Here is a 25,388-nt window from a genome sequence, read left to right on the forward strand (position 1 = left end):
ACAGGGTGTCACGGGTCAGTCCACTTCCACCATGGGGGGTATGCCTTGTCCAGCCGATCGCCCCGGCGCGGGCATCTCGCACGGCGCCTGTTCCAGCTCTACACCGGACTGGCGCTGTACGGCGCGAGCTCGGCCCTGCTGGTCAGGTCCGGACTCGGTCTGGAGCCGTGGAACGTGCTGCACCAGGGCCTGTCCGAGCGGACGGGCCTGTCGATGGGCCTGGTGGTGACCCTCCTGGGCGCGGCGGTGCTGCTGCTGTGGATCCCCCTGCGCCAGCGCCCGGGCCTCGGCACGGTCTCCAACGTCCTGGTGATCGGCGCTGCCATGGACTTGACCCTGGCCGTGGTGCCCGAGGCGCACGGCATGGCCCTCCGCGCGCTGATGACGGTGTCCGGCATCGTGCTGAACGGCGCGGCGACCGGGCTGTACATCGCGGCGCGCTTCGGGCCGGGCCCGCGCGACGGGCTGATGACGGGACTGAATCAGCGCACGGGGGCGTCGATCCGGCTGGTGCGCACGGCCATCGAGGTCACGGTGGTCGCCACGGGCTTCGTCCTCGGCGGCACCGTGGGCGTGGCGACCCTCCTGTACGCGGTGACGATCGGCCCGCTCGCCCAGCTCTTCCTGCGGGTGTTCGCCGTCCCCTCGGCATCCGCCGGCCCCGCGGTCGTTGCCACCGGTCAACCGCACGGGGTGATACTGCGTCCGTGACCTCACGGATACGCCACCCCTACCTCGACCATCCCGGCCCGATCGCGTTCGCCCACCGCGGCGGGGCGGCGAACGGCCTGGAGAACACCGTGCGCCAGTTCCGGTGCGCCGTCGAGGCGGGTTACCGCTACATCGAGACGGACGTCCATGCCACGCGGGACGGCCGGCTCGTCGCGTTCCACGACGCGACCCTGGACCGGGTGACGGACGGGGCGGGCCGGATCGCCGACCTGTCGTGGCGGGACGTGCAGCACGCGCGCGTGGCGGGCCAGGAACCGGTGCCCCTCTTCGAGGAGCTGCTGGCCGCCTTCCCCGAGGTGCGGTGGAACGTCGACGTCAAGGCCGAGCCGGCTCTCCTGCCCTTCCTGGACCTGGTCGAGCGGACGGACGCCTGGGACCGGGTCTGCCTCGGCTCCTTCTCCGAGGCCCGCGTGGTACGCGCCCAGCGGCTGGCCGGGCCCCGCCTCGCGACGTCGTACGGCACGCGGGGGGTGCTGAATCTGCGGCTGCGCTCGTGGGGGCTGCCGGCCGCGGTGCGCCGGTCGGCCGTCGCCGCCCAGGTCCCGGAGGCCCAGTCCGGCGTCCCGGTGGTGGACCACCGCTTCGTGCGCACCGCCCACGCGCACGGGCTCCAGGTGCATGTGTGGACGGTCAACGAACCCGAGCGGATGCACCGGCTCCTGGACCTGGGGGTGGATGGCATCATGACCGATCGCATCGACATACTGCGTACGGTCATGGAGGACCGCGGCCTGTGGGTCTGAGACCCGCCCGGCCACTGAGCGCGTTCACGGGGAAGCGAGGGCACGGGTGGGCGACGACACCGTGCGACCACCGGTGGTGGACGAGGCGGCCGGCCGACAGTACGAGCAGCGCGGCTGGTACTTCTACGACTGGGCGTGCTCCGTGTACTCCACGAGCGTTCTCACGGTGTTCCTCGGCCCCTATCTGACGTCGGTCGCCGAGGCCGCGGCGGACGCGGACGGGTTCGTTCATCCGTTCGGCGTTCCGGTGCGCGCCGGGTCGTTCTTCGCGTACTCGGTGTCCCTGTCGGTGATCCTGGCGGTGTTCGTGATGCCGCTGGTGGGCGCCGCCGCCGACCGCACCGGCCGCAAGAAGCCGCTCCTCGCGGCCGCCGCCTACACGGGTGCCGCCGCCACGGCGTGCATGTTCCTCCTCGACGGCGAGCGCTATCTGCTGGGTGGCGCCCTGCTGGTCGTGGCGAACGCGGCGCAGTCCGTGGCGATGATGCTCTACAACTCCTACCTGCCGCAGATCGCCACTCCCCAGGAACGCGACGCGGTCTCCTCGCGGGGCTGGGCCTTCGGCTACGCGGCGGGCGCCCTGGTCCTCGTCGCCAACCTGATCCTCTACTCCGCCCATGACGGTTTCGGACTCTCCGAGGGCATGGCGGTCCGTATCTGCCTGGCGTCGGCGGGTCTGTGGTGGGGCGCCTTCGCCCTGGTGCCGCTGCGGCGGCTGCGCGACCGCCGCGCCCCCGCGCGGGAGGCGTCGTCCGCCCTGTCCGGTTTCCGGCAGCTCGCGGCGACCGTCCGCGACATGCGGCGCCACCCGCTCACGCTCGCCTTCCTGCTGGCGTACCTGGTCTACAACGACGGCATCCAGACGGTGATCTCACAGGCCTCGGTCTACGGCTCGAAGGAGCTGGGGCTCGGGCAGTCCACGCTCATCGTCGCCGTGCTGCTGGTCCAGGTACTGGCGGTGGTCGGCGCGCTGGCGCTGGGCCGGCTGGCCCGGATCCACGGGGCGAAGCGCACGATCCTCGGCTCACTGGTCGCCTGGACGCTGACGCTGGCCGCCGGGTACTTCCTGCCCGCCGGGGAGCCGATGTGGTTCTTCGTTCTGGCCGCCGGGATCGGCCTGGTCCTCGGCGGCAGCCAGGCTCTGTCCCGATCGCTGTTCTCCCACCTCGTGCCGCCCGGCAAGGAGGCCGAGTACTTCTCGGCGTACGAGCTGAGCGATCGCGGGATGAGCTGGCTCGGCCCGCTGCTGTTCGGGCTCACCTACCAGCTCACGGGCAGCTACCGGGACGCGATCATCTCGCTGGTGGCCTTCTTCGTCCTGGGTTTCGCGCTGCTCGCGCGGGTTCCGGTGCGCCGGGCGGTCGCCGCCGCGGGGAATCCCGTTCCGGAGAAAATTTAGTACTCGGCGCGAAAGGGCTGTAGTGTACGCGTTTGGCCTGCCAGGTGTACCGTTACTGCGCGTCAAAGATACCGAAACGCTGTGTTGCATCTGTCATTAGATGTGACAAACCGGGCGCCGGTGGGTACTGCACTGGTTGACAAGGCTGCGGCTACGACGGCGACACATGGCCCGGAACGGGAATCTTTACCGCCGACCGGACGTTGACCGGATGACGACGACAGCGACACCTGTCCTGTGGGCGACAAGCCCGGGAGGCACGATTCATGAGTGAGCGAGCTCTTCGCGGCACGCGCCTCGTGGTGACCAGCTACGAGACGGACCGCGGCATCGACCTGGCACCGCGCCAGGCCGTGGAGTACGCATGCGAGAAGGGGCACCGCTTCGAGATGCCCTTCTCGGTCGAGGCGGAGATCCCGCCGGAGTGGGAGTGCAAGGTCTGCGGTGCCCAGGCACTCCTGGTTGACGGCGACGGCCCCGAGGAGAAGAAGGGCAAGCCCGCGCGTACGCATTGGGACATGCTGATGGAGCGACGTACCCGTGAGGAACTCGAAGAGGTCCTCGAGGAGCGTCTCGCCGTTCTGCGCTCCGGTGCGATGAACATCGCGGTTCACCCCCGGGACAGCCGCAAGTCGGCTTGATCCCGACGGAGGATCGGACGGGAGCACAGCGCACAGCAGCACACAGGACCGCGGGCGCCGCACCACTTGGTGCGGCGCCCGCGGTCCTGTGTGCGTTCGGCGTCCTGTGTGCGTTCGGCTCGGCCCTCAGCGCGGGAGCGGCGGCCGGGGTTCCTGCGGGAAGTCGCCCGGCGGAGTACCGCGCTCGTCCCTGATCACCTCGCCCTGGACCACCTTGCCGTCGGGCCGGTGGATGCGCGCCTGCTGGAAGGCGCCGCCCAGGGAGCCCTGGGCGGCCTCGCGCAGCTTGCGCTCGAAGGTGCGCTCAGCATAGCGGCTCACGGCCTTCTGGACCGGGGGCACCAGCAGGAGCAGACCGACCGCGTCGGAGAGCAGACCCGGGATGATCAGCAACAGCCCGCCCAGCATCATCAGGCCGTTGCCCTCGCTGTTCGGCCGGGGCTCGGGCAGCACGCCGCTCTGTTGCTGCTGCAGCGTCTCGGTGAGGTTCTCGAAGGCACGTCGGCCGGCTCGCTTGATCACCACCGAGCCGAGAACCAGGCCGGCCAGCAGCACCAGGAAGACCACCAGCCCGTTCGACGCCCCGGCGAGGACCGTGAGCAGCCAGATCTCCAGCACCAGCCACGCGGCGACGCCGAGCGGCAGGGCGGTGCGCAGCCGGGAGCGCCGGGGCCGGGCGGGGTTCGGGGTCTGAGCGCCAGTCGTCATGCTCCCAGTCTGCCTGGCCCCTGCTCAGCACGGGATAAGCGGGATCGGCGGGACCTCGGGGCGGTGGACGCACGCGCGGCCCGCCCCTTCCGCCCAGCGGGCCCCTTTGCCTACCCGCCCTGCTTCGTCCGCTCGACCCGCTGCGACTGCTCGGTCCGTTTGGCGTCCTCACGTCCCAGGACCTTGCCGACCCTGTCCCCCACGCCCCACGCGGTGACCCGCCACAACGCCTCGACGACGATGTCGCGGCTCATCTTCGAGTCGCCGAGTTCCCGCTCGACGAAAGTAATGGGCACCTCGACGACGTGATAGCCGGCCTTGACCGCGCGACGGGCGAGGTCGACCTGGAAGCAGTAGCCCTGGGAGGCGACGTCGTCCAGACCGAGGCCCTCCAGGGTCTCGCGGCGGAACGCGCGGAAGCCGCCGGTGATGTCGCGCAGCGGCAGGGCGAGCGCCACACGCGAATAGAGGCTGCCCCCGCGCGAGATGTACTCACGGGACTTGGGCCAGTTGACCACCCGGCCGCCGGGCACCCAGCGCGAACCGAGCACCAGGTCGGCACCCTTGAGGGCGGTCAGCAGACGGGGCAGTTCCTCGGGCTGGTGGGAGCCGTCGGCGTCCATCTCGACGAGTACGCCGTAGTCGCGCTCCGCACCCCAGCGGAAGCCCGCGAGGTATGCGGCGCCCAGGCCTTCCTTACCCTTGCGGTGCAATACCTGGACGTGGTCGTCCGTGGCGGCCAGTTCGTCGGCGAGCCTGCCGGTGCCGTCGGGGCTGTTGTCGTCGGCCACGAGAACGTGGGCCTCGGGAACGGCCTTGCGCACCCGGCCGACGATCGCCTTGATGTTCTCCGCCTCGTTGTAGGTCGGGATGATCACCAAGGCCGTGCCGAGCGGGCCGAAAGTCCTCCCCTGGGCTTCCGCCGCGCGGGTCCCGTCGCCGTCGTTCACAACTGCCCCTTCATGTCATGTTCAGGGTCCCACCATAGTGGTCACAGCCTGCACCGACATGGCATGACGTTCATATGATGGTGCTAATTTCCGAAGATCGGGCAGGAGCGGGCCTTCACTCTGCGGAGAAGGTCCGAGTGCGGTGTACGGCGGATGGGGGCCCGGCGCCCTTCGGTCCGACCTGGGACCCGCCGGCTGCGAGTCGACCTGAAGCCGTTGTCTACTGAGCGCCCGGCCCCACCCGGGGCCACACCTTCCCGACCCACCGGAACGTTCCCTCGCGCCGCGCCGACGCTGAGCCTGGCTCCCGGTGACGGTGCCCGGTGCGGCACACCGTCCCTGACCCAGCGGCGCTGCCTCGAGTGGGCGGAACTTCCCCGGTCGGGCGTCCGATGGTGGACCCCGCCGAACCTAGCTTTCCCCCCGCTGCTTCCCGCCAACAGACGTTTGACCTGCGCAATGCGGTTCAGATGTCCGGCCGGCGAAGAGGATGCGCAGGTCGCGAGACGGGGGCTCGGCACGTGCTCGGCACCGGGCGGTCCGCGTAGATCACTCTCCCGGCCGTACGAAGACCGCGCGTCCGCCGACCACCGTGCGCCGACAGACGGGCAGGTCACCACCCGGGGTCAGGTCCGGCAGTCCGGGGGTGCCGGAGCGGGGGTCGGTGGACCATCGCGCCACCCGGTCGTCGGGTGCCTGTACGACGAGGTCACCGGTGCGCCACACGGCGTAGTCGGCGGGGGCCCCCGGCACCAGGACGCCCGCGTCGTCACGTCCGATCGCCCGCCAGCCGCCCCGTGTGTGTGCGGTGAACGCGGCCCGCACGGAGATCCGGTGTTCGGGCGTGCGGTGGAAGGCGGCGGCCCGGACGGTGCCCCACGGGTCGAGGGGCGTGACCGGGCTGTCCGAGCCGAAGGCGAGCGGGACACCGGCGCGCAGCAGAGCCGCGAAGGGGTTCAGGGAGCGGGCCCGCGCCACGCCCAGGCGCCGGGCGTACATGCCGTCCTCGCCGCCCCACAGGGCGTCGAAGGCGGGCTGGACGGAGGCGGTCAGGCCGAGTTCGGCGAACGCGGCGACGGTCTCGGGGGTGAGCATCTCGGCGTGCTCGACCCGGTGCCGGGCGGCCCGCACGCGCGCGATGCCCACCTTCTCGGCGGCGGCGCGCATCCCGTCGACCACCGCACCGTTGGCGGCGTCGCCGATGGCGTGGAAGCCCGCCTGGAGGCCCGCCTCGGTGCAGTCGACGACATGGGCGGCGACGGCGGCGGCGTCCAGGTGGGCGGTGCCCGTGTGGCCGGCGTCGGCGTACGGCTCGTACAGGCAGGCGGTGTGCGAGCCGAGGGCCCCGTCGGCGAACAGGTCGCCCGCGGCTCCGGTCGCGCCCAGTTCGCGGGCCTTGGCGACGTTCCGCTCGGCCCAGTAGCCGACGACGCGCGGGCCGCCGCCCTCTGCGGCGAGCCGCAGCAGGCCGGTGAAGTCGTCCTCGGAGGAGATCTCCGGGCCACCGCACTCGTGGACGGTGCCGATGCCCAGTGAAACGGCGTGGGCCAGGGCGGCACGCTGCGCCTCGGTGCGCTGGGCGGGCGTGACGGCGCCCAGGGCGGCGGCGCGTACGGCGTGGTGGGCGTCGCCGGTGAGCGGCCGGGCCTCGCCGGGTGCCTCGCGGGCGATCTCGCCGGTGACGAGGTCGAGCAGCGCGGTGGTGACGACCGCGGAGTGGACGTCGATCCGGCTGAGGTAGAGAGGGCGTCCGCCGGTGGCCGCGTCGAGTTCGGCGCGGGTCGGGGGGCGGCCGTCCGGCCAGCGGGACACGTCCCAGCCGTGGCCGAGCAGGACCCGGTCGGCCGGACGGGCGGCGGCGAACTCCCGTACCCGGACCAGCGCGGCCTCCAGGGAGGGGGCGTCGGACAGGTCGAGGCCGGTGAGGGCCAGTCCGGTGGCCGTGGTGTGCACGTGCGCGTCGGTGAACGCCGGGGTGACCAGCGCCCCGTCGAGGTCGATCACCTCGTCCACGCCGTCCGCGAAGGAGTCGGCGGCACCCTCGGAGCCGACCCAGGCGATCTGGCCGCCTTCGACGACCATCGCGGTGGCGAAGGGGTCGGCGGGGCTGTGGACCTCGCCGCGGCGGAGCAGGACGGTGTGCGGCGGGGCGGTGCGTTCACTCATGACCCACAGTGTCGCCCCTCGCGGGGCCGGGCCCACACCCAGGGCCGCCCTTCACGTCACGTCCGCACCGCTGCGCCCGCGCGCCGCACGTCCGGTCGTGCCGCGCACGCGCGGCGTACTCCCGCGCGGGTGCGGGTCAGACGCGCGGTGGACGGGCCTCGTACGGAGTGGACAGGACCACCGTCGTCCGGGTGGAGACGCCCGCCAGCGAGCGCACGCGTGCGAGCAGTTCCTCCAGTTGGCGCGGGGTGGCCACCCGCACCTTGAGGATGTAGTTCTCGTCGCCCGCGACACTGTGGCAGGCCTCGATCTCGGGCACGCCCGCGAGGCGGTCCGCGATGTCGTCGGGGGCGCTGGGGTCGAACGGCTTGACCGAGATGAAGGCGGTCATGGGCAGACCGACGGCATCCGGGTCGACGACCGCGGCATAGCCGCGGATGACGCCGCGCTGTTCCAGTCTGCGCACCCGCTGGTGCACGGCCGACGTGGACAGGCCCGTGGCCTTGCCCAGGTCTGTGTAGCTCATCCGCCCGTCCTTGACGAGCAGCTGCACGATCTGTCGGTCCAGCTCCTCCATGGCGCAAGAACCTACAGTGCCGTCGATCTCCTCGGATACCCGAGCTGTCCAGGGCATGCCCGGTTCGTGATGTGCCGGGCACCCGACCCGAGTCGTGCGGGGGACGGAACCGTCCGCGGGCGGCACCCCCGGGCGATGTGTGACGAACACCACACCCTTCGAACAGTCTCCGTGATGTTCTCGTGATTACCTCCGATGGAGGACGGGAAGTGCTTGCTGTGGTCGAGGCCGCAGTGCCTTCACGGCCCAGCCCGAGGGGGAGAACCCATGCAGAGTCTTAAGCGCCCTGGTCGCACCACGCCCAAGCGGCAGCAGCCCGTCGTCGAGCTTGTCCCCGAGTACGTCGACCCCGACGCTCTCGACGACGAACTCGACGCGTACGACACCTTCGAGATGTACCGGGTCGTCTGCCCGGACTGCGCGCAGCCCATCGCACTGCTCGCGGACGAGGAGGTCCTGCCGGAACACGCGCTGTGCGCCTCGCCGTGGAACCCGTTCGGGCTCACGGTCTGCACCGGCACCGGCCGCAGCGCCGACGAGGCCCGGCCGGCGGACGAGTCCGCCGCGCTCCAGGAGCAGGACGCCGCCCTGCTGTTGACGCTCCCTCAGGGGCTCGACTGGCGCACCCAGCCCTTCTCGCACGTCGGCGGTCCGGCTTCGCGCCCGATCAGGGTGCCCGTCATACGGCACCACGCCGCCTGAGCCGCCCCGGCCGGGCCGGGGCGGCCCGTCAAGCGCACCGCGACGGGATTCCGTGCGCGGTGCGTCACCCGGACGGGCGGCCGGACCGGACGTCCGCGAACGCACGCCCTATTCGGGCGGTCGGTGACCTGCCCGGTCGCTCCCGCGTTGCCCAGGCATGACGACCCCCACGCGCTCGACGACCGGGCGTCAACGCCGTGCCCTCGCTCCGCCGCCCGTACCGCAGCCCGCCGGGCACACCACCTCCCCGCCACCGCCGCAGCTTCCGGATCCGCCGATCTACCGCGATCTGATGCGGGCCTGGGCCGACAAGGGCCGCGCCCTGCCGGGCCGGCACGACCCGGAGTGGGCCCGGCTCGCGGCACCCTGGCGAGGAAGCCGGGTCAGCCCGTCGGCGGCCCCGCGAGATGGCGGGCGATGACCATGCGCTGAATCTGGTTCGTCCCCTCGACGATCTGCAGCACCTTGGCCTCGCGCATGTAGCGCTCGGCCGGGAAGTCCGCGGTGTAGCCGTAGCCGCCGAGGATCTGGACGGCGTCGGTGGTGACCCGCATCGCCGTGTCGGTGCAGTGCAGTTTGGCCATGGCCGCCTGCTTGGCGAACGGCCTCCCGGCGTCCCGCAGTCGGGCCGCCGCGAGGTACAGCGCGCGCCCCGCCTCGATCTGCGTGGCCATGTCGGCGAGCATGAACCGCAGCCCCTGGAAGTCGGCGATGGGCCGCCCGAACTGCCGCCGCCCGGCCGCGTACCCCAGCGCCTCGTCGAACGCCGCCTGGGCCAGGCCTATCGCGCAGGCCGCGATGCCGAGGCGTCCGCCGTCCAGCGCGGACAGGGCGATCGCGAAGCCCTGGCCCTCCTCGCCGATCCGCCGGTCGTCCCCGACCCGTACGCCGTCGAAGTGGACCTGCGCGGTGGGCGAGCCCTTCATGCCCATCTTCTTCTCGGGAACGGCGGCGCTCAGCCCCTCGGCGTCGCCGGGCACCAGGAACGCGGTGATCCCGCGCGGGCCGTCCTCACCGGTGCGCGTCATGGCGGTGTAGAAGTCGGCGATGCCGCCGTGCGTGATCCACGCCTTGGTACCGGTGATCGCCCAGCCTCCCCCCGCCTCGCGCACCGCCTTGGTGCGCAGCGAGGCCGCGTCCGACCCGGAGGACGGCTCGGAGAGGCAGTAGGCGCCGAGCAGGCCACCGCCGAGCATCGCCGGCAGGTGCTCGGCCTGCTGCTCCTTAGTGCCGTGGGTGGCGAGCGCGTAGGAGGCGAGGGTGTGCACGCTGACGCCGAGGCCGACGGTCAGGCGCGCCATGGCGAGTTCTTCGAGGACCTGGAGGTAGACCTCGTACGGCTGGTCCCCGCCGCCGTACGCCGAGTCGTAGGGCAGTCCGAGCAGTCCGGACTCGGAAAGCAGGGAGAAGACCTCGCGCGGGAAACGTCCGGCGTCCTCCTCCTCGGCCGCCTTCGGGGCGATCTCGCGCTGCGCGATGTCGCGGACGAGCGAGATCAGGTCCCGCGCCTCGTCCGTGGGCAGTTGCCGGTCCACCGGCTGCGGGGCGTGGTCGGACATGGCGACGCTCTCCTCCCTGTTCGGGCACATCGGCGGATGTGCGCCTTGGGTCGAGGCGGCTCCGCCGGGTGGTTCCGGTGCCTGGCCGATGCTGTCGCCTCCGGGTCTCGGAAGCTGCTGACCAGCCGCTGTGAGCTGTGAGTATGCCCGATCAACCCGAGCACGTCACTCGTTAACGACCGCTTACTCCAAGAATTTTCCGGACATCGAAACCGGTCCGCACCATCGGCCTCGTCGGCCAGTCCTCCCGCTGTTCCGCTCCGACAAATTCGCCGCGCTCATGTCAATCAACTTCCGCTTCCCCTCCCCATGAGGAGACACCGGATGCAATCTCCCGACGCACCGCAATCGCGGACGTCGGCGTCCCGGGCGTCGAGCCCGCGGACGCCGACGCGTCAGCCGTCGCGGCGGGCGGGCTCCGGGGCCGGGTGCGCGGGGTCCAGTTCCTCGATGGCGCGCATGGCCCCGCCGAGCATCTTCACCAGCAGTTCACGCATGGTCTCGCGGGGCAGTCCGGGATGGTCGATCCAGTCGAGAGTGGCGCCCTCGACGCTGCACACCCAGGACAGCAGACCCATCCGCGCCAGCGGCGTGATGTCACTGGTCCCGTAGGCGCCTTCGGCGATGGTCTCGACGATCACCTCGCGCACCCCGTCCCGGATGGCATGGACCTCGGCGTCGAAGCCGACACCGCCGCTGACGATCGTGCGGTACGCGGCCTGGTTGTGCTCGGCGTAGCGCAGATAGCTGTCGACAGTGCGGTGCACGCGCTCCGCGGGCGGCAGTTCGACGCCGCCCGCCGCGAAGGTGACCAGGCCGGCCACCGAGTCCTGGATGATGGACAGGTAGTAGCCCCGCTTGGAGTGGAAGTAGTAGTAGATCAGCCCCTTGGCGACACGCGCCTGACGTGCGATGTCGTCCATCGAGAGCGCGTCGTACGACGTGTCGGCGAACAGTTTTCGCCCGATGGCGATGAGTTCGGCACGGCGTGCCAGCGAACGCTCGGTACTGCGCGCGCCGGTGCGCACGGCAGGCTGCTGACTGATGTTCAATCTTGACCCAGGTTTCCTGCGGGGGCGGACCTCCGCAGTATGTCAGGTCGTCTCCCTGGTCAGGTCAGAGCATTCCGAGCCGGGTCACGAGCATCGCGACGACCACCACGAGAACCCATCCCATGATGTGCTCGAGGATCTCCGGGCCGTCCTCCTGGGGGCCGCCGGTACGAACGCCGGGGGCGGCGACAGGAGCGGTGACGGTGGCTGCGTTCGCGGTCATGGCTTCTCGCTGATCTCGATCTCGGTGGTGCGCGCTGGACCCCCGCGCGACGTTGTCCACCTTGCCACCGCCGGCGGCTTTTGCGGCCGAGTCCTTGGTCACACGGCGGGGCCCCGTGCGGCGGGCGGAGCCCGCCGCACGGACCGGTTCAGCGCACGCCGACGGCCGCGAGCGCCTTGCGCATGCGCGAGGTGGGACGCGCCGGAAAGTACAGGTAACAGACGCCGCCGGTGCCGGAGACGACCTTGCCCGAGGCGTTGTACCGCTTGGTCCTGAGCCAGATGTTCTCCCACTCGCGCCGCCGGTAGACGCGCCGGACGGCCTCATTGTCCGGGGAGGCCGGGTCGTTGGCGATCACGTCGCCGTCCTCGGTGAACCCGATCACGGTCATCAGGTGCCCGGACGTCCCGTACCCCGCTCCGGTCAGTTCCTCCTCGCGGAAGGACTGGGACGTGATGGCCGGGATGCCCGCCCCGATCAGGGTCTCCAGGTCGCTCAGCGAGCCGAGCCGGGTGACGACGCCCTGGAGGCCCTCGAAGGTGGCCGCGTAGGCCGCGTTGAACGGCCAGTTGCCGCAGCCGGCGTACTGGTGGTCGTAGGTGTGGCGGGCCGCGTGGCACACCTGCGGATCGGCGTAGGACGGGTCGACCCAGGCCAGTTGCTCCTCGGTGAGCCGGCCGCCCCAGTACTCGATGATCATCTGTGAGGAGGTCGGGCTGCACCAGGCCTCGCCGCCGTTGTCGTACTCCGGGTACTGGCCCTTGTGGATCTCCTGCGAGTAGCGCGGGACGATCAGCTCCCGGGCCGGGCCGGGCGTGGAGGCCGGGACGGTGAAGCGGTCGGGGACGTCGGAGCCCATCGCGCCGAGCCGCCACACGGTCGGGGTGAGTGCCGTCCCGGGACGGCGGTGGAGGGTCAGCCGCAGCCGGTACGAGACCAGGCGCAGCCCCGAAGCGGGGGCGTCGACGGCGAGGGTGTCGGTCCACACCGTGCTCCGGCCGTCGCTCTGGCCGTCCACCGAGGTGCGCCGGATGTCCTGGTCGCCGGCCGCCCAGCGGCCCATCACGTACCAGGGTGTGTCGGTGCCGTCCGTGTAGGCGCCCTTCAACTCGACCTGGATCCAGGTGCCGTCGGGGGTGCGCGCGTTCCAGGAGGCGATCGCCTCCGTCGCCGGCACGGTGAGCCGGTGGACGGGCGAGGTCCAGGTCGCGTACTCCCAGACAGCGGTGTCGCCGGTGTGCGGGTCGGTGTGGTCGGTGGTGCCCGCGGCCTTCGCGATCACCAGGCCGGGACGGACGCCCGCGACGGCCCTGGTCCCCTCGGCGGTGCCGCCGCGCCAGTCGCTGTAGGAGGTCCAGGCCCTGTTGTCCACGGGGCGGGCCCCCGCGGCCCGTTCGGGGTCCGCGGAACCGCCTGTCGGGCTTGCGGCGGACCGGCCGGTCGCGGTACCGGCGAACGCCGGGCCGGCGCTCGACGCGGCGGCGGCGACGGCCGCTGCGGCCAGAAGGGTTCTGCGGGACGGCTGTTCGGCTCTGCTCATGGGTGGAGGACCCCCAGGTGTCGGAGTCGGTGCAGGTCCGGAGCGCGGCGGGCCGTACGGCGTACGTCCACCGGGTGGAGCGGATGTCCGCCCACTATGAACACACCGGGGCCGACCCCGCCAGCACCCGGGACCGTGCCGCGCCGACCAATATGGGACTCGACCAATGGCGCGTACGGCGGCGGATCGCGGCACCGACGGATCGTTCCGGGGCGCGGGCGCCGGCCACCGGGTTCCGGTCGGGTTCTAGAGTGTTCGCGTCACCGTCTCTCCGCACGCCGTCCCGCCCCTCCCCAGGAATCAGCCATTCACGATCTCGTCTCCCGCATCCGCGGCCTCTCCCCCTCCTGCGGACCCGTCCGGCTCGTCGGTGTCGACGGGCACGCCGGTTCCGGGAAGTCCACGTTCGCCGGCCGGCTGGCCGGAGCACTGGGCGGCGCTCCGGTGCTGCGACTCGACGACATCGCCAGCCACCAGGAGCTCTTCGGCTGGACCGGACGGCTGCTGAGCCAGGTGATCGGTCCGCTCGGCCGCGGTGAACGGGCGTACTACACCCCCTACGACTGGCGGGCCCGCGTCTTCGGACAGCCGCACCCGCTGCCGCCCGCCCCGGTCATCGTCGTCGAGGGCGTCGGAGCGGGACGCCGGGCGCTGCGGCCCCATCTGGCGCTGCTGCTGTGGATGGAACTGCCCGCGGAAGCCGCCTGGTCTCGGGGGCGGGCACGGGACGGGGCGGAGCAGCGGGAGTTCTGGGAAGGATGGGTCGAGGCGGAGCACCGGCACTTCGCCGAGGACCCTTCACGCCCCTTCGCCGACCTTCTGGTGCGGGAGCGCGGGGAGCTCAAGGAGGGGTACGAGATACTCGCCGGGCCTGCCGGGACGGCTGAGCCCACCTCTCCACTCACGCACGGTGACGGGCCGCCCCCAATGTGCTGAATATGTGAAGGGCCTTGCCGAACAAGTCGCCGAAGTGCTTCAACTTCGCTTGACCAGGGGCCCGTACAGGTCTTACGTTCTCAATGTGCGGCCGTTCGGAGCCGCCCGCAGACGCGAAGCCCCCGGTTGTTCCCCCGTGATCGGGGGCTTCGTTCTGCCCTCGTCGCCTTTTCCGGCTGCCGAGCGGCATATGCCGATCACTCTCGGTCACAACACGTGTCGAAGCTCTCCCGCACGCCTCGATTCCTCGGCGGGTGCGGCACCCCTACGGAGGCGGCGCCACCGCAGGTACGATGCCTTCGGTGCGACCTACGGACGCCGCTTCGCGCACCGTGCAACTCCGGTCCGCAGCGCAGCGGTTCGCCTCACGGCAGCCGGCGGGCGAGGGCCGGTGGGGCGTACCGACGGGGCACGGTTTGTGGGGGAACGTGATGGACTTCGGCACGCAGGGCCCGCAGGCTCCGGCCGACCTCGCCTGGCTGCGGGGCGTGGACGCCTACACCATGGGCGCTTATCCGCAGGCCGAGGAGGAGTTCCGGGCCGCGGTACGGATCGACCCGGGGATGGCGGACGGCTGGCTCGGGCTGCACGCGCTGCGTGTCGACACGACGGCCTCGCTGCTGCGCATGTTCCGGCACCGGGACCGCTTCGGCGAACAGCGCACCCGGCACCGCCGTACCCTCAATTCCTGGTACTGGCTGGGCTGGTGGGTGCAGCCGGTGCTGGAGAGCCCCCGCGATCTGCTGCTCGCGCACGCCTCCCACTGGCTGGACGGCCGCCACGTCCCCGAACTGGACCGCGCGCTCGCCGGCCTGCCTCCCGTGGACACCGACCCGCAGGTCCGCTTCCTGCACGCCTGCCGCGCCTATCTGGTCAAGGACTGGGAGCAGTTGGTCCGGCACACCGACCCGCTGCACGGCGATCCGCTGCTCGGCATCGAGACGGGCCTGTTCGGCGGTATGGCCCGGGTGCGCCTGGAGATGTACGGGCAGGCCGAACCGCTGCTGTCGGCGGCCCTGATGCGCTGCCGCAGCGAGCAGCCGCAGCGCAAGGAGCTGCGGTACTGGCTGGCGCGCGCCCATGAGGGCACCGGCCGCAGCGCCGCCGCGGTCCCCCTGTACCGGGCCGTGCACCGTGTCGACCCGGCCTTCATGGACACCTCGGCCCGGCTCGCCGCCATCGCCGAGGGGGACGGCTACGACGACCCCGCCGATCCCGGCTCGCTCACGCTCGGCGGGGCGGGCCCGGACCTGCTGGACGGCCCGGACACACTCGACCCGCTGTTCGGCACCGAGGGCCGCGATCTGATGCTGTCCGAGCCGGACCCGCAGCCCGCAGCCCCGCGGCCGGCCCCGGGGCCTTCGGTGCGCGAGCGGACCGGCGACCCGGTGCCGTCACTGCCCACGGGCCCCACCGACCCCGCCTTACTGGAGGAAGCGCTCGCCGAGCTGGAGCGCATGGTGGGACTGGAGCCGGTGAAACGCCAGGTCAAGGCGCTGTCGGCGCAGTTGAACATGGCGCGGCTACGGGCCGGGCAGGGGTTGCCGGTGCAACCGCCGAAACGGCACTTCGTCTTCTCCGGCCCGTCCGGTACCGGCAAGACCACGGTGGCCCGCATCCTGGGCCGGGTCTTCTACGCCCTCGGGCTGCTCGGCGGGGACCACCTCGTGGAGGCGCAGCGGGCCGATCTGGTCGGCGAGTACCTGGGGCAGACTGCGGTGAAGGCCAACGAGCTGATCGACTCCGCGCTCGGCGGGGTCCTCTTCGTCGACGAGGCCTACGCGCTCTCCAACTCCGGGTACGGCAAGGGCGACGCGTACGGCGACGAGGCGCTCCAGGTGCTGCTGAAGCGGGCCGAGGACAACCGCGACCACCTGGTGGTCATACTGGCCGGCTACCCGGAGGGCATGGACCGTCTGCTCGGTGCCAACCCGGGACTGTCCTCCCGCTTCACGACGCGCGTCGACTTCCCGTCCTACCGGCCACTCGAACTCACCGCGATCGGCGAGGTGCTGGCCGCGGAGAACGGCGACGTGTGGGACGAGGAGGCGCTGGAGGAGCTGCGGTCCATCGCCGGTCACGTGGTGGACCAGGGGTGGATCGACGAGCTGGGCAACGGACGGTTCCTGCGGACGTTGTACGAGAAGAGCTGCGCGTACCGGGATCTGCGTCTGTCGGCGTATCCGGCGTACCCGGGCACGCTGACCCGGGAGGACCTGGCGACGCTGCGACTGCCGGATCTGATGCAGGCGTACGGGGAGGTGCTGTCCGGGCGGGGCCCACAGGATCCGCCGGCGCCCTGACACCGGCGGATCCCACGACGCCGGAGGTCAGCGGGTGAGCGCTCCTGCCGGGGCATCGTTCCTGGACTCGGTCGGTCCGGCGTCCGCCCCGGTCTCCGGAAGCGTTCCGGCATCCGGAGGCATCCCGGAATCGGGGGGTGCCCCGGTGTCCGGCCGCGCGCCCGGTGTCTCGCGGTGTGCCGGGTCCCGTACCTCGCCGACCAGCAGCTCCAGTACGTCCTCCAGGGCCACCAGACCCTGTGCCCGGCCGGACGCGCCGGCCACCTGGGCCAGGTGGGTGGCGGCGCGGCGCATCACGGTGAGGGCGTCGTCCAGCGGGAGTTCGGGTCGGAGGGTGGGCATGCGCCGCCAGAGCCGCTGCGGCACGGCCCGGTCGGTCTCCTCCAGGTCGAGCACGTCCTTGACATGCAGGTAGCCCATGAAGGCGCCGCTCTGTGCGACGACCGGGAAACGGGAGTACCCGGTGCGGGCGGTGAGTTCCACGATCCGTGCCGGGGTGGCCTCGGGGCCGACCGTCACCAGTGACTCACGGGGCAGCAGGACGTCCGTCACCGGGCGGGAGCCCAGCTCCAGGGCGTCCTCCAGGCGCTCGGCCTCCTCGGGGTCGAGGAGGCCCGCCTGCCCGGCGTCCTCCACCAGCCGGTTCAGCTGCTCGCTGGTGAAGGCGGCCTCGACCTCGGCCTTCGGCTCGACGTGGAAGGCCCGCAGGACGGTCTCGGCACAGGCGCCGAGTGCGGTCGTGACGGGTCGGCACAGCCGGGCGAACCAGACCAGGCCGGGGCCCAGCCACAGCGCGGCCTTCTCGGGGGTGGCCATCGCGAGGTTCTTCGGCACCATCTCGCCGATGACGAGGTGGAAGAAGACCACGGCGGCGAGTGCGACGACGTAGCCGAGCGGATGGATCATGCCGTGCGGCAGCTGGATCCACTCGAACACCGGCTCCAGCAAGCGGGCGACCGTCGGTTCGGCGACCGCTCCGAGGGTCAGCGAGCAGACGGTGATGCCGAACTGGGCCGCCGCCATCATCCGCGGCAGATGCTCGAGCCCGTACAGGACCTGGCGGGCCCGGGCGGTGCCGAGCGGTTCGATCTGGCTGCGGCGCACGGAGACCAGCGCGAACTCGGCGCCCACGAAGAATCCGTTGGCGAGGACGAGCAGGGCGGCGAAGAGGAGGTGCAGCACGCTCATCGGGCTGCCTCCACGAGTGGCGGCGGGGCCGCCTCGACCAGGCGGACGCGCTCGGCGCGGTAGTGGCCGACGCGGCGGACCGACAGCCGCCAGCCGGGCAGTTCCGCGTGATCCCCGACGGCCGGGATCCGGCCGAGCAGGTCGGCGACCAGGCCGGCGACGGTCTCGTAGGGTCCGTCGGGCACGTCGAGGCCGATGCGGAGCAGGGTGTCGACGCGGACGCTGCCGTCGACGTCCCAGGCGGAGTGGCCGTCCTCCTGCGGGACGGCGACGAGTTCGGTGGCCTCTCCGAAGAACTCGCCGTGCTCGTCGTGCTCGTCCAGGATCTCGCCGACGATCTCCTCGACGATGTCCTCCAGCGTGACGACTCCGGCCGTGCCGCCGTACTCGTCGACGACGACCGCGATGGGCTGCTCGCTGCGCAGCCGCGTCAGCAGCGGCCGGACGGGCAGGGTCTCGGGGACGAGCAGCGCCGGGCGGGAGATGTCGCCGACGGGGGTACGCAGCCGGTCCCGCGGGGGCACCGCGAGGGCGTCCTTGAGATGGGCCATGCCGACGACTTCGTCGATCCGCTCCGTGTGGACGGGGAACCGGGACAGGCCGGTGGCCCGGGTCAGGTTCACCACGTCCTCGACGGTCGCGGAGGACTGCAGGGCGCTGACCTTCACACGCGGGGTCATGACGTGCTGCGCGGTCAGCCCGCCCAGGGACAGGGTCCGTACGAAGAGGTCCGCCGTGTCCTGTTCCAGGGCGCCGGCCCGCGCGGAGTGCCGGGCCAGGGAGACCAGTTCGCCGGGTGTGCGGGCGGAGGCCAGCTCCGCGGTCGGCTCGATGCCCAGGGTGCGCACCACCCGGTTGGCCACGGCGTTCAAGCCGGCGATGACCGGGCGGAACAGGCGGGCGAAGACATGCTGCGGGCCGGCGACGAACCGCGCGACCTGCAGCGGCCGGGACACCGCCCAGTTCTTGGGCACGAGTTCGCCGATCACCATCTGCACGGCCGACGCCAGCAGCATGCCGATGACCACGGCGATGGTGGAGACGGCGCCCTCGGGGACGCCCGTGCCGGTGACGGGGCCGCGCAGCAACCCTGCGAACGCCGGTTCGGCGAGCATGCCGACGACCAGGGAGGTGAGGGTGATGCCGAGCTGGGTGCCGGAGAGCTGGAAGGACAGCTCCTTGAGTGATTCGACGACCCGGTGGGCGCGTCGGTCGCCGTCGGCGGCGGCCCGTTCGGCCTCCGGTCGTTCGACGGTGACCAGGCCGAACTCGGCGGCCACGAAGAAACCGTTGGCGAGAATCAGCAGGAATGCGGCTGCGAGGAGCAGCAGGGGGGTGGTCATGATGCCGCCGCTTGCGCACGGTCACGAACCTCGTGGAACGGGTTCGCGCTATGTCGACAGGGGGCGGCGCAGGTACTGCAGGACGATCCGTCCATCGCCGGAGAGGGTCACTCCTCGGTTAGCTGGAGCCCCTGGGGCACCGGGCGGGGCGGCAGGGGCGAAGGCGCTGTCGGCGCGCCTCCGCCCACCAGATTAATCAAGACATGGGCGGCCGCGTCAGGTTGGCCGACCCCGATGTCTCCCCGAGTTGTCCCCCCGGATCAGCCCCGTGACGCATCGGGGTCGGCCAGGGAACGCGCCACGGTGAGCGCTCGCAGGGCCTGCGCGTCGGCGATGGCGCGTTCCCTGGCGATGCCCGGCTGGATGCCGAGCACGGGCATGCTGGTGCCGTCGCTGAGGTCGAGGAAGACCCAGGGGTCACCCGGACGGAGGTTCACCTGAAGGATCTGAGCCCATTCGAGGCGGCGCCTGCCGACGATGTTGACGACGGTGATGCCGGACTCGTCGGCGTCGACCCTGGGCCGGGCCAGCAGCACCAGCCCGCCGGCCAGCAGGGCGCCGGTGAACACGAAACTGATCCGCTCGCCCGGGTCGACCTGTTCCAGCAGCAGGGCGATCAGGGAGAGGGCCCCGAAGAGCGCGACGGCCGCACCGAGCAGCACCGCGCGGGTGCGGCCGGGGCGGAAGGTGACGGGCAGGGCGGGCACGTCGGACGGCTGGTCCGAGGGGGCGTCCGGCATGGTGCGGCTCCGGGGTCGGTCCGGGTCAGAGACGGCAGGCGTGGATGGCCGTGGTGAGGATGGCGCGGGCACCGATGTCGTAGAGGTCGTCCATGATGCGCTGGGCCTCCTTGGAGGGAACCATGGCGCGGACGGCGACCCAGCCCTCGTTGTGCAGCGGCGACACGGTCGGGGACTCCAGGCCCGGGGTCAGCGCGACGGCCTTCTCCAACTGCTCGACCCGGCAGTCGTAGTCCATCATCACGTAGGTGCGGGCGACGAGGACGCCCTGGAGACGCCGCAGGAACTGCCCCACCTTGGGCTCGACGGTCTCGTCGGGCTCGGCCGCGGCGCCGGTGCGGCGGATGACGACCGCCTCCGAGGTCATGATCGGTTCGCCGATCACCTCCAGGCCCGCGTTGCGCAGGGAGGTGCCGGTCTCGACGACGTCCGCGATGATCTCGGCGACGCCCAGTTCGACGGCGGTCTCGACGGCGCCGTCGAGGTGGACCACGGAGGCGTCGATGCCCTGTTCGGCGAGGTGCCGGGCGACGATCCCCTCGTAGGAGGTGGCGACCGTCCTGCCGCCGAGGTCCGCGACGCTCCGCACGACACTGGGCTTGGCGGCGAAGCGGAAGGTGGAGCGGGCGAAGCCGAGGGGCAGGATCTCCTCGGCCTCGGCGCCCGAGTCCACCAGGAGGTCCCGGCCGGTGATGCCGATGTCGAGGCGGCCGGAGGAGACGTAGATCGCGATGTCCCGGGGGCGGAGGTAGAAGAACTCGACCTCGTTGACCGGGTCGACGATCCTCAGTTCCTTCGACTCCCGGCGCTGCTGGTAGCCGGCCTCATGCAGCATCTCCGCCGCAGGGCCTGCCAGTGAACCCTTGTTGGGGAGTGCGATGCGCAGCATGAGGTCGGCTTCCTTTGCGGTGTGGGTGGTGGTGGGGTGGGTGCCTGCGATCACAGGTGGGCGTAGACGTCGTCGAGGGAGATGCCGCGGGCGACCATCATCACCTGAACGTGGTAGAGCAGCTGCGAGATCTCCTCGGCAGCCGCTTCCTTGCCCTCGTGCTCGGCGGCCATCCAGACCTCGGCGGCCTCCTCTACGACCTTCTTGCCGATGGCATGGACGCCCCTTTCCACCAGTTCGGCGGTGCGGGAGGTGGCGGGGTCGCCGTGTGCGGCCTTGTGCTGGAGCTCGGTGAAGAGCTCCTCGAACGTCTTCTTGGACATGGTGGTCCTTACCCTACGCGGTGTCGGGGCCTGCTCACCGCCAGGGTTCGGATACCGAACGCAGCGTGGCCGCGGTCGCCACCGCCGCCGTGACCGCCTCGTGCCCCTTGTCCTCGGTGGAGCCGGGCAGTCCGGCGCGGTCCAGGGACTGTTCCTCGGTGTCGCAGGTGAGCAGGCCGAAGCCGACGGGCACCCCGGTGTCGACGCTGACCTGGGTGAGGCCCTGGGTGACGCCCTGGCACACATATTCGAAGTGGGGTGTGCCGCCCCGGATGACGACGCCGAGGGCGACGACCGCGTCGTAGCCGCGTCCGGCGAGGACCTTGGCGACGACCGGGAGTTCCCAGCTGCCGGGGACCCTCAGCAGGGTCGGTTCGTCGATGCCGAGGTCGTGCAGGGCGCGCAGTGCGCCGTCGACCAGTCCGTCCATCACCTTCTCGTGCCACTGTGCCGCGACGACGGCGACGCGGAGGTCCCCCACATCGCGTACGGACAGTTCCGGTGCACCCTTGCCGCTCACGTCTCTCCTCGGTGTTCTCTTGGTTCTCTTGGTTCTCTTGGTTTTCTGGGTTCTCTGGGTTTTCTGGGTTTTCTGGGTTCTCTCACTGGTTGCCGCAGGCCGGCACGGTCGGTGCGTCCAGCCAGGGCAGGTCGTGGCCCATCCGGTCGCGCTTGGTGCGCAGGTAACGGATGTTGTGCTCGCCGGCGGTGACGGGCATCGGCTCGCGGCCGGTGACCTCGATGCCGTGCCGGACGAGCGCGTCGGACTTGTCGGGGTTGTTGGTCAGCAGGCGGACGCCGCGCACCCCGAGGTCGGCGAGGATCTGCGCGCCGGCGCCGTAGTCACGGGCATCGGCCGGGAGGCCGAGCTCGAGGTTGGCGTCGAGGGTGTCACGCCCGCGTTCCTGGAGTTCGTAGGCGCGCAGTTTGGACATCAGGCCGATGCCGCGCCCCTCGTGTCCGCGCAGGTAGACGACGACGCCCCGGCCCTCCTGCTGGATGCGGTCCAGGGAGGCGTCCAGCTGGGGGCCGCAGTCGCAGCGCTGGGAGCCGAAGACGTCGCCGGTGAGGCATTCGGAGTGGACGCGCACGAGGACGTCCGCGCCGTCGCCGATCTCGCCGTGGACGAGGGCGACGTGCTCGACGCCGTCGACGGTGGAACGGTAGCCGTAGGCGGTGAAGATGCCGTGCGAGGTGGGCAGCCGGACCTCGGCCTCGCGGCGGACGGTGGGCTCGGAGCTGCGGCGGTAGGCGATCAGGTCCTCGATGGAGATGATCGTCAGGCCGTGCTTGCGGGCGAACGGGATCAGCTCGGGCAGGCGCAGCATCTGCCCGTCCTCGCCGGCGATCTCGACGATGGCGCCGGCCGGGCGCAGTCCGGCGAGGCGGGCCAGGTCGACGGCGGCCTCGGTGTGGCCGTCGCGCACGAGCACACCGCCGGAGCGGGCGCGCAGCGGGAAGATGTGGCCGGGGCGGACGAAGTCGGCCGGCTGGGCGGTGCCGCTCGCGAGCAGTCGGAGGGTGGTGGCGCGGTCGGCGGCCGAGATGCCGGTGCTCACGCCGTGGGCGGCGGAGGCGTCCACCGAGACGGTGAACGCGGTCTTCATCGACTCGGTGTTGTCCTCGACCATCTGCGGGAGCCGGAGCCGGTCCAGTTCGTCGCTCTCCATGGGGGCGCAGATCAGTCCGCGGCATTCGCTCATCATGAAGGCGACGATCTCGGGGGTGACCTTCTCGGCGGCGATGACGAGGTCGCCCTCGTTCTCGCGGTCCTCGTCGTCGACGACCACGACCGGGCGGCCGGCCGCGATGTCGGCGACGGCCTGTTCGACCGGGTCGAGCGTCAGGCCCTCGGCGTCCTCGGTGCTGTACAGGATCGGTGCCGTGCTCATGCCGGCGCTCCTTCCAGGGCGGGCCGTGCGTCCCCGCGGGAGCGCAGCCACCAGTCGCGCAGCCCCCACAGGACCAGCGCGCCGTAGATGATGTAGACGAAGCCGGAGAAGGCGAAGCCGTTGGCGAAGTTCAGCGGTACGCCGACGAGGTCGACCAGCAGCCAGGCGAACCAGAACTCGACCATGCCGCGGGCCTGGGCGTACATGGCGACGACGGTGCCGACGAAGATGTACGCGTCCGGCCAGGGGTCCCAGGACAGGGACGGGTAGAGCGTGAACAGTCCCCCCACCGCGAGGGTGCCGAGCGCCGCCGCGCCCGCCAGGATCCCGCGCTCGCGCCAGGTGGCGAACCGGACGGCGATGGAGCCGTCCTGCGCCTGCTGCCGGCCGCGGTTCCACTGCCAGAAGCCCCAGGCTGCGACCAGCATGACGACGATCTGCTTGCCCGCGCTGCCGGAGAGATGGGCGGTGGCGAAGGCCGCGAAGAGGATCAGGCCCGAGACGAACTGGGCGGGCCAGGTCCAGATGGAGCGTCGCCAGCCGAGGGCCAGGGCGATCAGACCGATCACGTTGCCGATCATGTCCGACCACTTGATGTGCTGGTCGAAGAGGGTGAACGCCTCGGAGTTCAGCCAGTTCACCGCGTGGCCCCCTCACCGATGACCCGGTCGCCGATCATCCGCTCGACGTACTTGGCGATGACGTCCACCTCGAGGTTGACCGGGTCGCCGCTCTGCTTGAGGCCGAGGGTGGTCAGGGCGAGCGTGGTGGGGATCAGGCTGACGGTGAAGAAGTCGGGTCCGGCGTCGACGACGGTGAGGCTGATGCCGTCGACGGTGATGGAGCCCTTCTCCACGACGTAGCGGGAGAGTTCGGCCGGGAGCGAGATCTTCACGATCTCCCAGTTCTCGGACGGCTTGCGTTCGAGGATCCGGCCGGTCCCGTCGACGTGTCCCTGCACGATGTGGCCGCCGAGGCGGGCGCCCAGGGCCATGGGGCGTTCGAGGTTGACCCGGGAGCCGACGGCGAGGGCGCCGAGGCTGGAGCGGTTCAGGGTCTCGGCCATCACATCGGCGGTGAACTCGTCGCCCTCGTGGTCCACGACCGTGAGGCAGACGCCGTTGACGGCGATCGAGTCGCCGTGCTTCGCGCCCTCGGTGACGAGGGGGCCGCGCAGGCGGAAGCGACAGGCGTCGTCGAGAGTCTCGACAGCGGTGATCTCGCCCAGTTCTTCGACGATTCCGGTGAACACTTCCCGGGTCCTCCTGCCTCTTCGGGCACGGACTCCGGGGCTGCCGATGACGACAGAAGTACGGGCAGGTACACCGAGGGCGACGCCGGACGGAGTTCGCCCTCAGGGCGAACCGATACGGCGGCGCGCACGAATGCCCGCCCGCCGCGCACTGCCTCCCATCCGGACTTTAACCGTCGGTCCAGGAATTTCACCTGGTCAACCGGCCACTGGAAGCGGCCGGGTCGCGGACTGTAACCGCCGGTTCGGACTTTCACCGACCCCGGAGTGCGCTGCTGCTGGTACAGGGCCCAGTGTGCCATGCCCGGCCGCCACCCATACAGGTGAGGGGTGTGGGGTGTCTCACAGGAGGAGGCGTCGTATGCGTCGTCCGCCCACGGTCGCCCCTCGGCCGCCATGCGCCACCGGCGCACAATCGGCGCACAGCGCCCCAACCCGCGCCCCGCTCTGCCCCCTTGAAGGCCACTGAACGCCGCCGAGCGCCCCCTGAGCGACCCTCACCCATTGACCATAGTGGTCTAGTCCTCTTAGCGTCTGATGCGGCCTCCACACAGACCGGCCCGGCGGCGGTGACGACGGCCCTTGCCCGCCGCCGGGCCTCACCATGCCGTCCGCCGGGATCGCCCGTGATCCCGTGTCACATTCGGGGCCGCCGATCCGTCCCTGTGGACGAGGGTGCTCCAGCGGGGAGCTCCCGCATCTCCCAAGGGGCTGAGCAGCATGACCACGATCCTGGTGACCGGCGGTACCGGAGCCCTCGGCCGGCACCTCACCGAGCGGTTGCGGACGGACGGGCACGAGGTGCGGGTGCTCAGCCGTCACTCCCGTCCGTACGCCGTCGACCTGCGGCGGGGCGGCAGCACGCTGGACGAGGCGGTCACGGGGGTGGACACGATCGTCCACTGTGCGACCACACCGCGCGGCGGAGACGAGCAGGCGGCGAAGAACCTCCTCGCGGCGGCGCGGCGGGCCGGGGTGGGGCACCTCGTGTACATCTCGATCGTCGGTGTCGACCGGCTGCCGTTCGGCTACTACCGGACCAAGTTCGCGGTGGAACGGCTGATCGAGGAGTCGGGGATCGGCTGGACCGTGCTGCGCACGACCCAGTTCCACGACCTGCTGCTCACGGTGTTCCAAGGGCTGGGCAGGCTCCCGGTGCTGCTGCTGCCGTCCCATGTGAAGGACCAGCCGATCGACGTGACCGAGGTCGCGGACCGCCTGGCCGAGCTGGCCCGGGGCGGGCCCGCGGGGCGCGTCGAGGACATGGGCGGCCCGGAGGTGAGGACGTTCGACTCCCTGGCGCGCTCCTACCTCCGGGCGACGGGGCGACGCCGCGCGGTGGTCAGGGTTCCGCTCCGGGGCGCCGCCTACCGCGCCTTCCGCGCCGGCGGCCATCTCGCCCCGGAGCACGCGGTGGGCAAGGGCACCTTCGAGGAGTTCCTGGCGGCACGGGCGGGGCGTGGACGCGTCGGCAAATAGGCGCGCGAGCCGGAGGGGGCCGGGGCGGGCGCCCGGTGGCGGGACGGGGCG

General features: G+C 71.5%; 25 protein-coding genes and 1 riboswitch. Of the genes, 8 read left to right on the plus strand and 17 right to left on the minus strand.

The window, feature by feature from the left end; all coding sequences use genetic code 11:
* Nucleotides 1-45: 45 nt before the first annotated feature.
* From DIZ27_RS17755 to DIZ27_RS17770, 4 genes are all read left to right on the plus strand, one after another.
* Nucleotides 46-711 (plus strand): YitT family protein, encoded by a 666-nt coding sequence (locus DIZ27_RS17755; RefSeq protein WP_109379404.1) that lies wholly within the window; start codon nucleotides 46-48, stop codon nucleotides 709-711.
* Nucleotides 708-1,475, plus strand: a complete 768-nt coding sequence (locus tag DIZ27_RS17760) for a glycerophosphodiester phosphodiesterase (protein WP_109379405.1) — start codon at nucleotides 708-710, stop codon at nucleotides 1,473-1,475. Before DIZ27_RS17755 ends, DIZ27_RS17760 begins: the two co-directional genes overlap by 4 nt.
* Nucleotides 1,476-1,521: 46 nt before the next feature.
* Nucleotides 1,522-2,874 (plus strand): MFS transporter, encoded by a 1,353-nt coding sequence (locus tag DIZ27_RS17765; protein WP_109379406.1) that lies wholly within the window; start codon nucleotides 1,522-1,524, stop codon nucleotides 2,872-2,874.
* Between the two features lie 266 nt (nucleotides 2,875-3,140).
* Nucleotides 3,141-3,515: an RNA polymerase-binding protein RbpA gene (locus tag DIZ27_RS17770; RefSeq protein ID WP_109379407.1), complete on the plus strand. Its 375-nt coding sequence runs from the start codon at nucleotides 3,141-3,143 to the stop codon at nucleotides 3,513-3,515.
* A gap of 126 nt (nucleotides 3,516-3,641) precedes the next feature.
* Here the strand turns inward: DIZ27_RS17770 and fxsA are convergent, their stop codons facing one another.
* The 4 genes from fxsA to DIZ27_RS17790 form a co-directional block, all read right to left on the minus strand.
* Complete coding sequence (fxsA, locus tag DIZ27_RS17775) at nucleotides 3,642-4,223, minus strand: FxsA family membrane protein (RefSeq protein WP_109379408.1); 582 nt, start codon at nucleotides 4,221-4,223, stop codon at nucleotides 3,642-3,644.
* Between the two features lie 110 nt (nucleotides 4,224-4,333).
* Nucleotides 4,334-5,173: a polyprenol monophosphomannose synthase gene (locus DIZ27_RS17780; RefSeq protein WP_109379409.1), complete on the minus strand. Its 840-nt coding sequence runs from the start codon at nucleotides 5,171-5,173 to the stop codon at nucleotides 4,334-4,336.
* A 549-nt stretch (nucleotides 5,174-5,722) separates the two neighbouring features.
* A complete protein-coding gene (locus DIZ27_RS17785; protein ID WP_109379410.1) occupies nucleotides 5,723-7,339 on the minus strand; it encodes an amidohydrolase in 1,617 nt (538 codons plus the stop codon).
* Nucleotides 7,340-7,475: 136 nt separating this feature from the next.
* Entirely contained in the window at nucleotides 7,476-7,916 is a 441-nt protein-coding gene (locus DIZ27_RS17790) for an Lrp/AsnC family transcriptional regulator (RefSeq protein ID WP_109379411.1), read from the minus strand.
* A 267-nt stretch (nucleotides 7,917-8,183) separates the two neighbouring features.
* Here DIZ27_RS17790 and DIZ27_RS17795 point away from each other — a divergent pair, with 267 nt between their 5' ends.
* Entirely contained in the window at nucleotides 8,184-8,618 is a 435-nt protein-coding gene (locus DIZ27_RS17795; protein ID WP_109379412.1) for a hypothetical protein, read from the plus strand.
* Nucleotides 8,619-9,001: 383 nt separating this feature from the next.
* On the opposite strand, the gene DIZ27_RS17805 is transcribed toward DIZ27_RS17795, so the two are convergent.
* The 4 genes from DIZ27_RS17805 to DIZ27_RS17820 form a co-directional block, all read right to left on the minus strand.
* Nucleotides 9,002-10,177 carry an acyl-CoA dehydrogenase family protein gene (locus DIZ27_RS17805; RefSeq protein WP_109379414.1) on the minus strand — a complete coding sequence of 392 codons (1,176 nt, stop codon included), beginning with the start codon at nucleotides 10,175-10,177 and terminating at the stop codon, nucleotides 9,002-9,004.
* Nucleotides 10,178-10,572: 395 nt separating this feature from the next.
* The gene (locus tag DIZ27_RS17810; protein ID WP_109379415.1) at nucleotides 10,573-11,229 is read right to left on the minus strand and encodes a TetR/AcrR family transcriptional regulator; all 657 of its coding nucleotides are present in this window, start codon (nucleotides 11,227-11,229) and stop codon (nucleotides 10,573-10,575) included.
* 64 nt (nucleotides 11,230-11,293) lie between these two features.
* Entirely contained in the window at nucleotides 11,294-11,452 is a 159-nt protein-coding gene (locus DIZ27_RS17815) for an SCO1431 family membrane protein (protein WP_109379416.1), read from the minus strand.
* Nucleotides 11,453-11,600: 148 nt separating this feature from the next.
* On the minus strand, nucleotides 11,601-12,992 hold the full coding sequence (locus DIZ27_RS17820; protein WP_109379417.1) for a peptidase C39 family protein: 1,392 nt from the start codon (nucleotides 12,990-12,992) through the stop codon (nucleotides 11,601-11,603).
* Between the two features lie 306 nt (nucleotides 12,993-13,298).
* Here DIZ27_RS17820 and DIZ27_RS17825 point away from each other — a divergent pair, with 306 nt between their 5' ends.
* On the plus strand, nucleotides 13,299-13,928 hold the full coding sequence (locus tag DIZ27_RS17825) for a uridine kinase (protein WP_109379559.1): 630 nt from the start codon (nucleotides 13,299-13,301) through the stop codon (nucleotides 13,926-13,928).
* A 431-nt stretch (nucleotides 13,929-14,359) separates the two neighbouring features.
* Nucleotides 14,360-16,231 (plus strand): AAA family ATPase, encoded by a 1,872-nt coding sequence (locus DIZ27_RS17830; protein ID WP_109379418.1) that lies wholly within the window; start codon nucleotides 14,360-14,362, stop codon nucleotides 16,229-16,231.
* Nucleotides 16,232-16,258: 27 nt separating this feature from the next.
* Here DIZ27_RS17830 and DIZ27_RS17835 read toward each other — a convergent pair whose 3' ends face one another.
* The 9 genes from DIZ27_RS17835 to DIZ27_RS17875 form a co-directional block, all read right to left on the minus strand.
* Complete coding sequence (locus DIZ27_RS17835) at nucleotides 16,259-17,419, minus strand: hemolysin family protein (RefSeq protein ID WP_109379419.1); 1,161 nt, start codon at nucleotides 17,417-17,419, stop codon at nucleotides 16,259-16,261.
* Nucleotides 17,416-18,762, minus strand: a complete 1,347-nt coding sequence (locus DIZ27_RS17840; RefSeq protein WP_109379420.1) for a hemolysin family protein — start codon at nucleotides 18,760-18,762, stop codon at nucleotides 17,416-17,418. The genes DIZ27_RS17835 and DIZ27_RS17840 overlap by 4 nt, the downstream gene beginning before the upstream one ends.
* 260 nt (nucleotides 18,763-19,022) lie before the next feature.
* Nucleotides 19,023-19,502 (minus strand): PH domain-containing protein, encoded by a 480-nt coding sequence (locus DIZ27_RS17845; protein WP_109379421.1) that lies wholly within the window; start codon nucleotides 19,500-19,502, stop codon nucleotides 19,023-19,025.
* A gap of 25 nt (nucleotides 19,503-19,527) precedes the next feature.
* Nucleotides 19,528-20,391: an ATP phosphoribosyltransferase gene (gene hisG / locus DIZ27_RS17850; RefSeq protein ID WP_109379560.1), complete on the minus strand. Its 864-nt coding sequence runs from the start codon at nucleotides 20,389-20,391 to the stop codon at nucleotides 19,528-19,530.
* Nucleotides 20,392-20,441: 50 nt separating this feature from the next.
* The gene (locus DIZ27_RS17855; protein WP_109379422.1) at nucleotides 20,442-20,714 is read right to left on the minus strand and encodes a phosphoribosyl-ATP diphosphatase; all 273 of its coding nucleotides are present in this window, start codon (nucleotides 20,712-20,714) and stop codon (nucleotides 20,442-20,444) included.
* 34 nt (nucleotides 20,715-20,748) lie between these two features.
* Nucleotides 20,749-21,234, minus strand: a complete 486-nt coding sequence (gene ribH / locus DIZ27_RS17860) for a 6,7-dimethyl-8-ribityllumazine synthase (protein WP_109379423.1) — start codon at nucleotides 21,232-21,234, stop codon at nucleotides 20,749-20,751.
* A gap of 82 nt (nucleotides 21,235-21,316) precedes the next feature.
* Complete coding sequence (locus tag DIZ27_RS17865) at nucleotides 21,317-22,606, minus strand: bifunctional 3,4-dihydroxy-2-butanone-4-phosphate synthase/GTP cyclohydrolase II (protein WP_109379424.1); 1,290 nt, start codon at nucleotides 22,604-22,606, stop codon at nucleotides 21,317-21,319.
* Nucleotides 22,603-23,247, minus strand: coding sequence for a nicotinamide mononucleotide transporter family protein (locus tag DIZ27_RS17870; protein ID WP_109379425.1), 645 nt, complete (start codon nucleotides 23,245-23,247; stop codon nucleotides 22,603-22,605). Before DIZ27_RS17870 ends, DIZ27_RS17865 begins: the two co-directional genes overlap by 4 nt.
* Nucleotides 23,244-23,858 carry a riboflavin synthase gene (locus DIZ27_RS17875; RefSeq protein WP_109379426.1) on the minus strand — a complete coding sequence of 205 codons (615 nt, stop codon included), beginning with the start codon at nucleotides 23,856-23,858 and terminating at the stop codon, nucleotides 23,244-23,246. Before DIZ27_RS17875 ends, DIZ27_RS17870 begins: the two co-directional genes overlap by 4 nt.
* Before the next feature lie 144 nt (nucleotides 23,859-24,002).
* A riboswitch (FMN riboswitch) is annotated at nucleotides 24,003-24,133 on the minus strand.
* A 445-nt stretch (nucleotides 24,134-24,578) separates the two neighbouring features.
* Between DIZ27_RS17875 and DIZ27_RS17880 the strand changes: the two genes are divergently transcribed.
* On the plus strand, nucleotides 24,579-25,337 hold the full coding sequence (locus DIZ27_RS17880; RefSeq protein ID WP_109379427.1) for an SDR family oxidoreductase: 759 nt from the start codon (nucleotides 24,579-24,581) through the stop codon (nucleotides 25,335-25,337).
* Nucleotides 25,338-25,388 lie beyond the last annotated feature (51 nt).

This window comes from Streptomyces sp. NWU339 (assembly GCF_003143855.1).
In the GTDB taxonomy this organism is placed as follows: Bacteria; Actinomycetota; Actinomycetes; order Streptomycetales; family Streptomycetaceae; genus Streptomyces.

What these genes read in the sequence shown, in the direction of transcription:
- DIZ27_RS17795 (WP_109379412.1), top strand. Translation starts at nt 8,184, where the DNA reads ATGCAGAGTCTTAAGCGCCCTGGTCGCACCACGCCCAAGCGGCAGCAG.
- DIZ27_RS17835 (WP_109379419.1), bottom strand. Translation starts at nt 17,419, where the DNA reads ATGAGCGTGCTGCACCTCCTCTTCGCCGCCCTGCTCGTCCTCGCCAAC.
- DIZ27_RS17790 (WP_109379411.1), bottom strand. Translation starts at nt 7,916, where the DNA reads ATGGAGGAGCTGGACCGACAGATCGTGCAGCTGCTCGTCAAGGACGGG.
- DIZ27_RS17785 (WP_109379410.1), bottom strand. Translation starts at nt 7,339, where the DNA reads ATGAGTGAACGCACCGCCCCGCCGCACACCGTCCTGCTCCGCCGCGGC.
- DIZ27_RS17815 (WP_109379416.1), bottom strand. Translation starts at nt 11,452, where the DNA reads ATGACCGCGAACGCAGCCACCGTCACCGCTCCTGTCGCCGCCCCCGGC.
- DIZ27_RS17830 (WP_109379418.1), top strand. Translation starts at nt 14,360, where the DNA reads ATGGACTTCGGCACGCAGGGCCCGCAGGCTCCGGCCGACCTCGCCTGG.
- hisG (WP_109379560.1), bottom strand. Translation starts at nt 20,391, where the DNA reads ATGCTGCGCATCGCACTCCCCAACAAGGGTTCACTGGCAGGCCCTGCG.
- DIZ27_RS17820 (WP_109379417.1), bottom strand. Translation starts at nt 12,992, where the DNA reads ATGAGCAGAGCCGAACAGCCGTCCCGCAGAACCCTTCTGGCCGCAGCG.
- DIZ27_RS17880 (WP_109379427.1), top strand. Translation starts at nt 24,579, where the DNA reads ATGACCACGATCCTGGTGACCGGCGGTACCGGAGCCCTCGGCCGGCAC.
- DIZ27_RS17840 (WP_109379420.1), bottom strand. Translation starts at nt 18,762, where the DNA reads ATGACCACCCCCCTGCTGCTCCTCGCAGCCGCATTCCTGCTGATTCTC.
- DIZ27_RS17855 (WP_109379422.1), bottom strand. Translation starts at nt 20,714, where the DNA reads ATGTCCAAGAAGACGTTCGAGGAGCTCTTCACCGAGCTCCAGCACAAG.
- fxsA (WP_109379408.1), bottom strand. Translation starts at nt 4,223, where the DNA reads ATGACGACTGGCGCTCAGACCCCGAACCCCGCCCGGCCCCGGCGCTCC.
- DIZ27_RS17845 (WP_109379421.1), bottom strand. Translation starts at nt 19,502, where the DNA reads ATGCCGGACGCCCCCTCGGACCAGCCGTCCGACGTGCCCGCCCTGCCC.
- DIZ27_RS17865 (WP_109379424.1), bottom strand. Translation starts at nt 22,606, where the DNA reads ATGAGCACGGCACCGATCCTGTACAGCACCGAGGACGCCGAGGGCCTG.
- DIZ27_RS17805 (WP_109379414.1), bottom strand. Translation starts at nt 10,177, where the DNA reads ATGTCCGACCACGCCCCGCAGCCGGTGGACCGGCAACTGCCCACGGAC.
- DIZ27_RS17770 (WP_109379407.1), top strand. Translation starts at nt 3,141, where the DNA reads ATGAGTGAGCGAGCTCTTCGCGGCACGCGCCTCGTGGTGACCAGCTAC.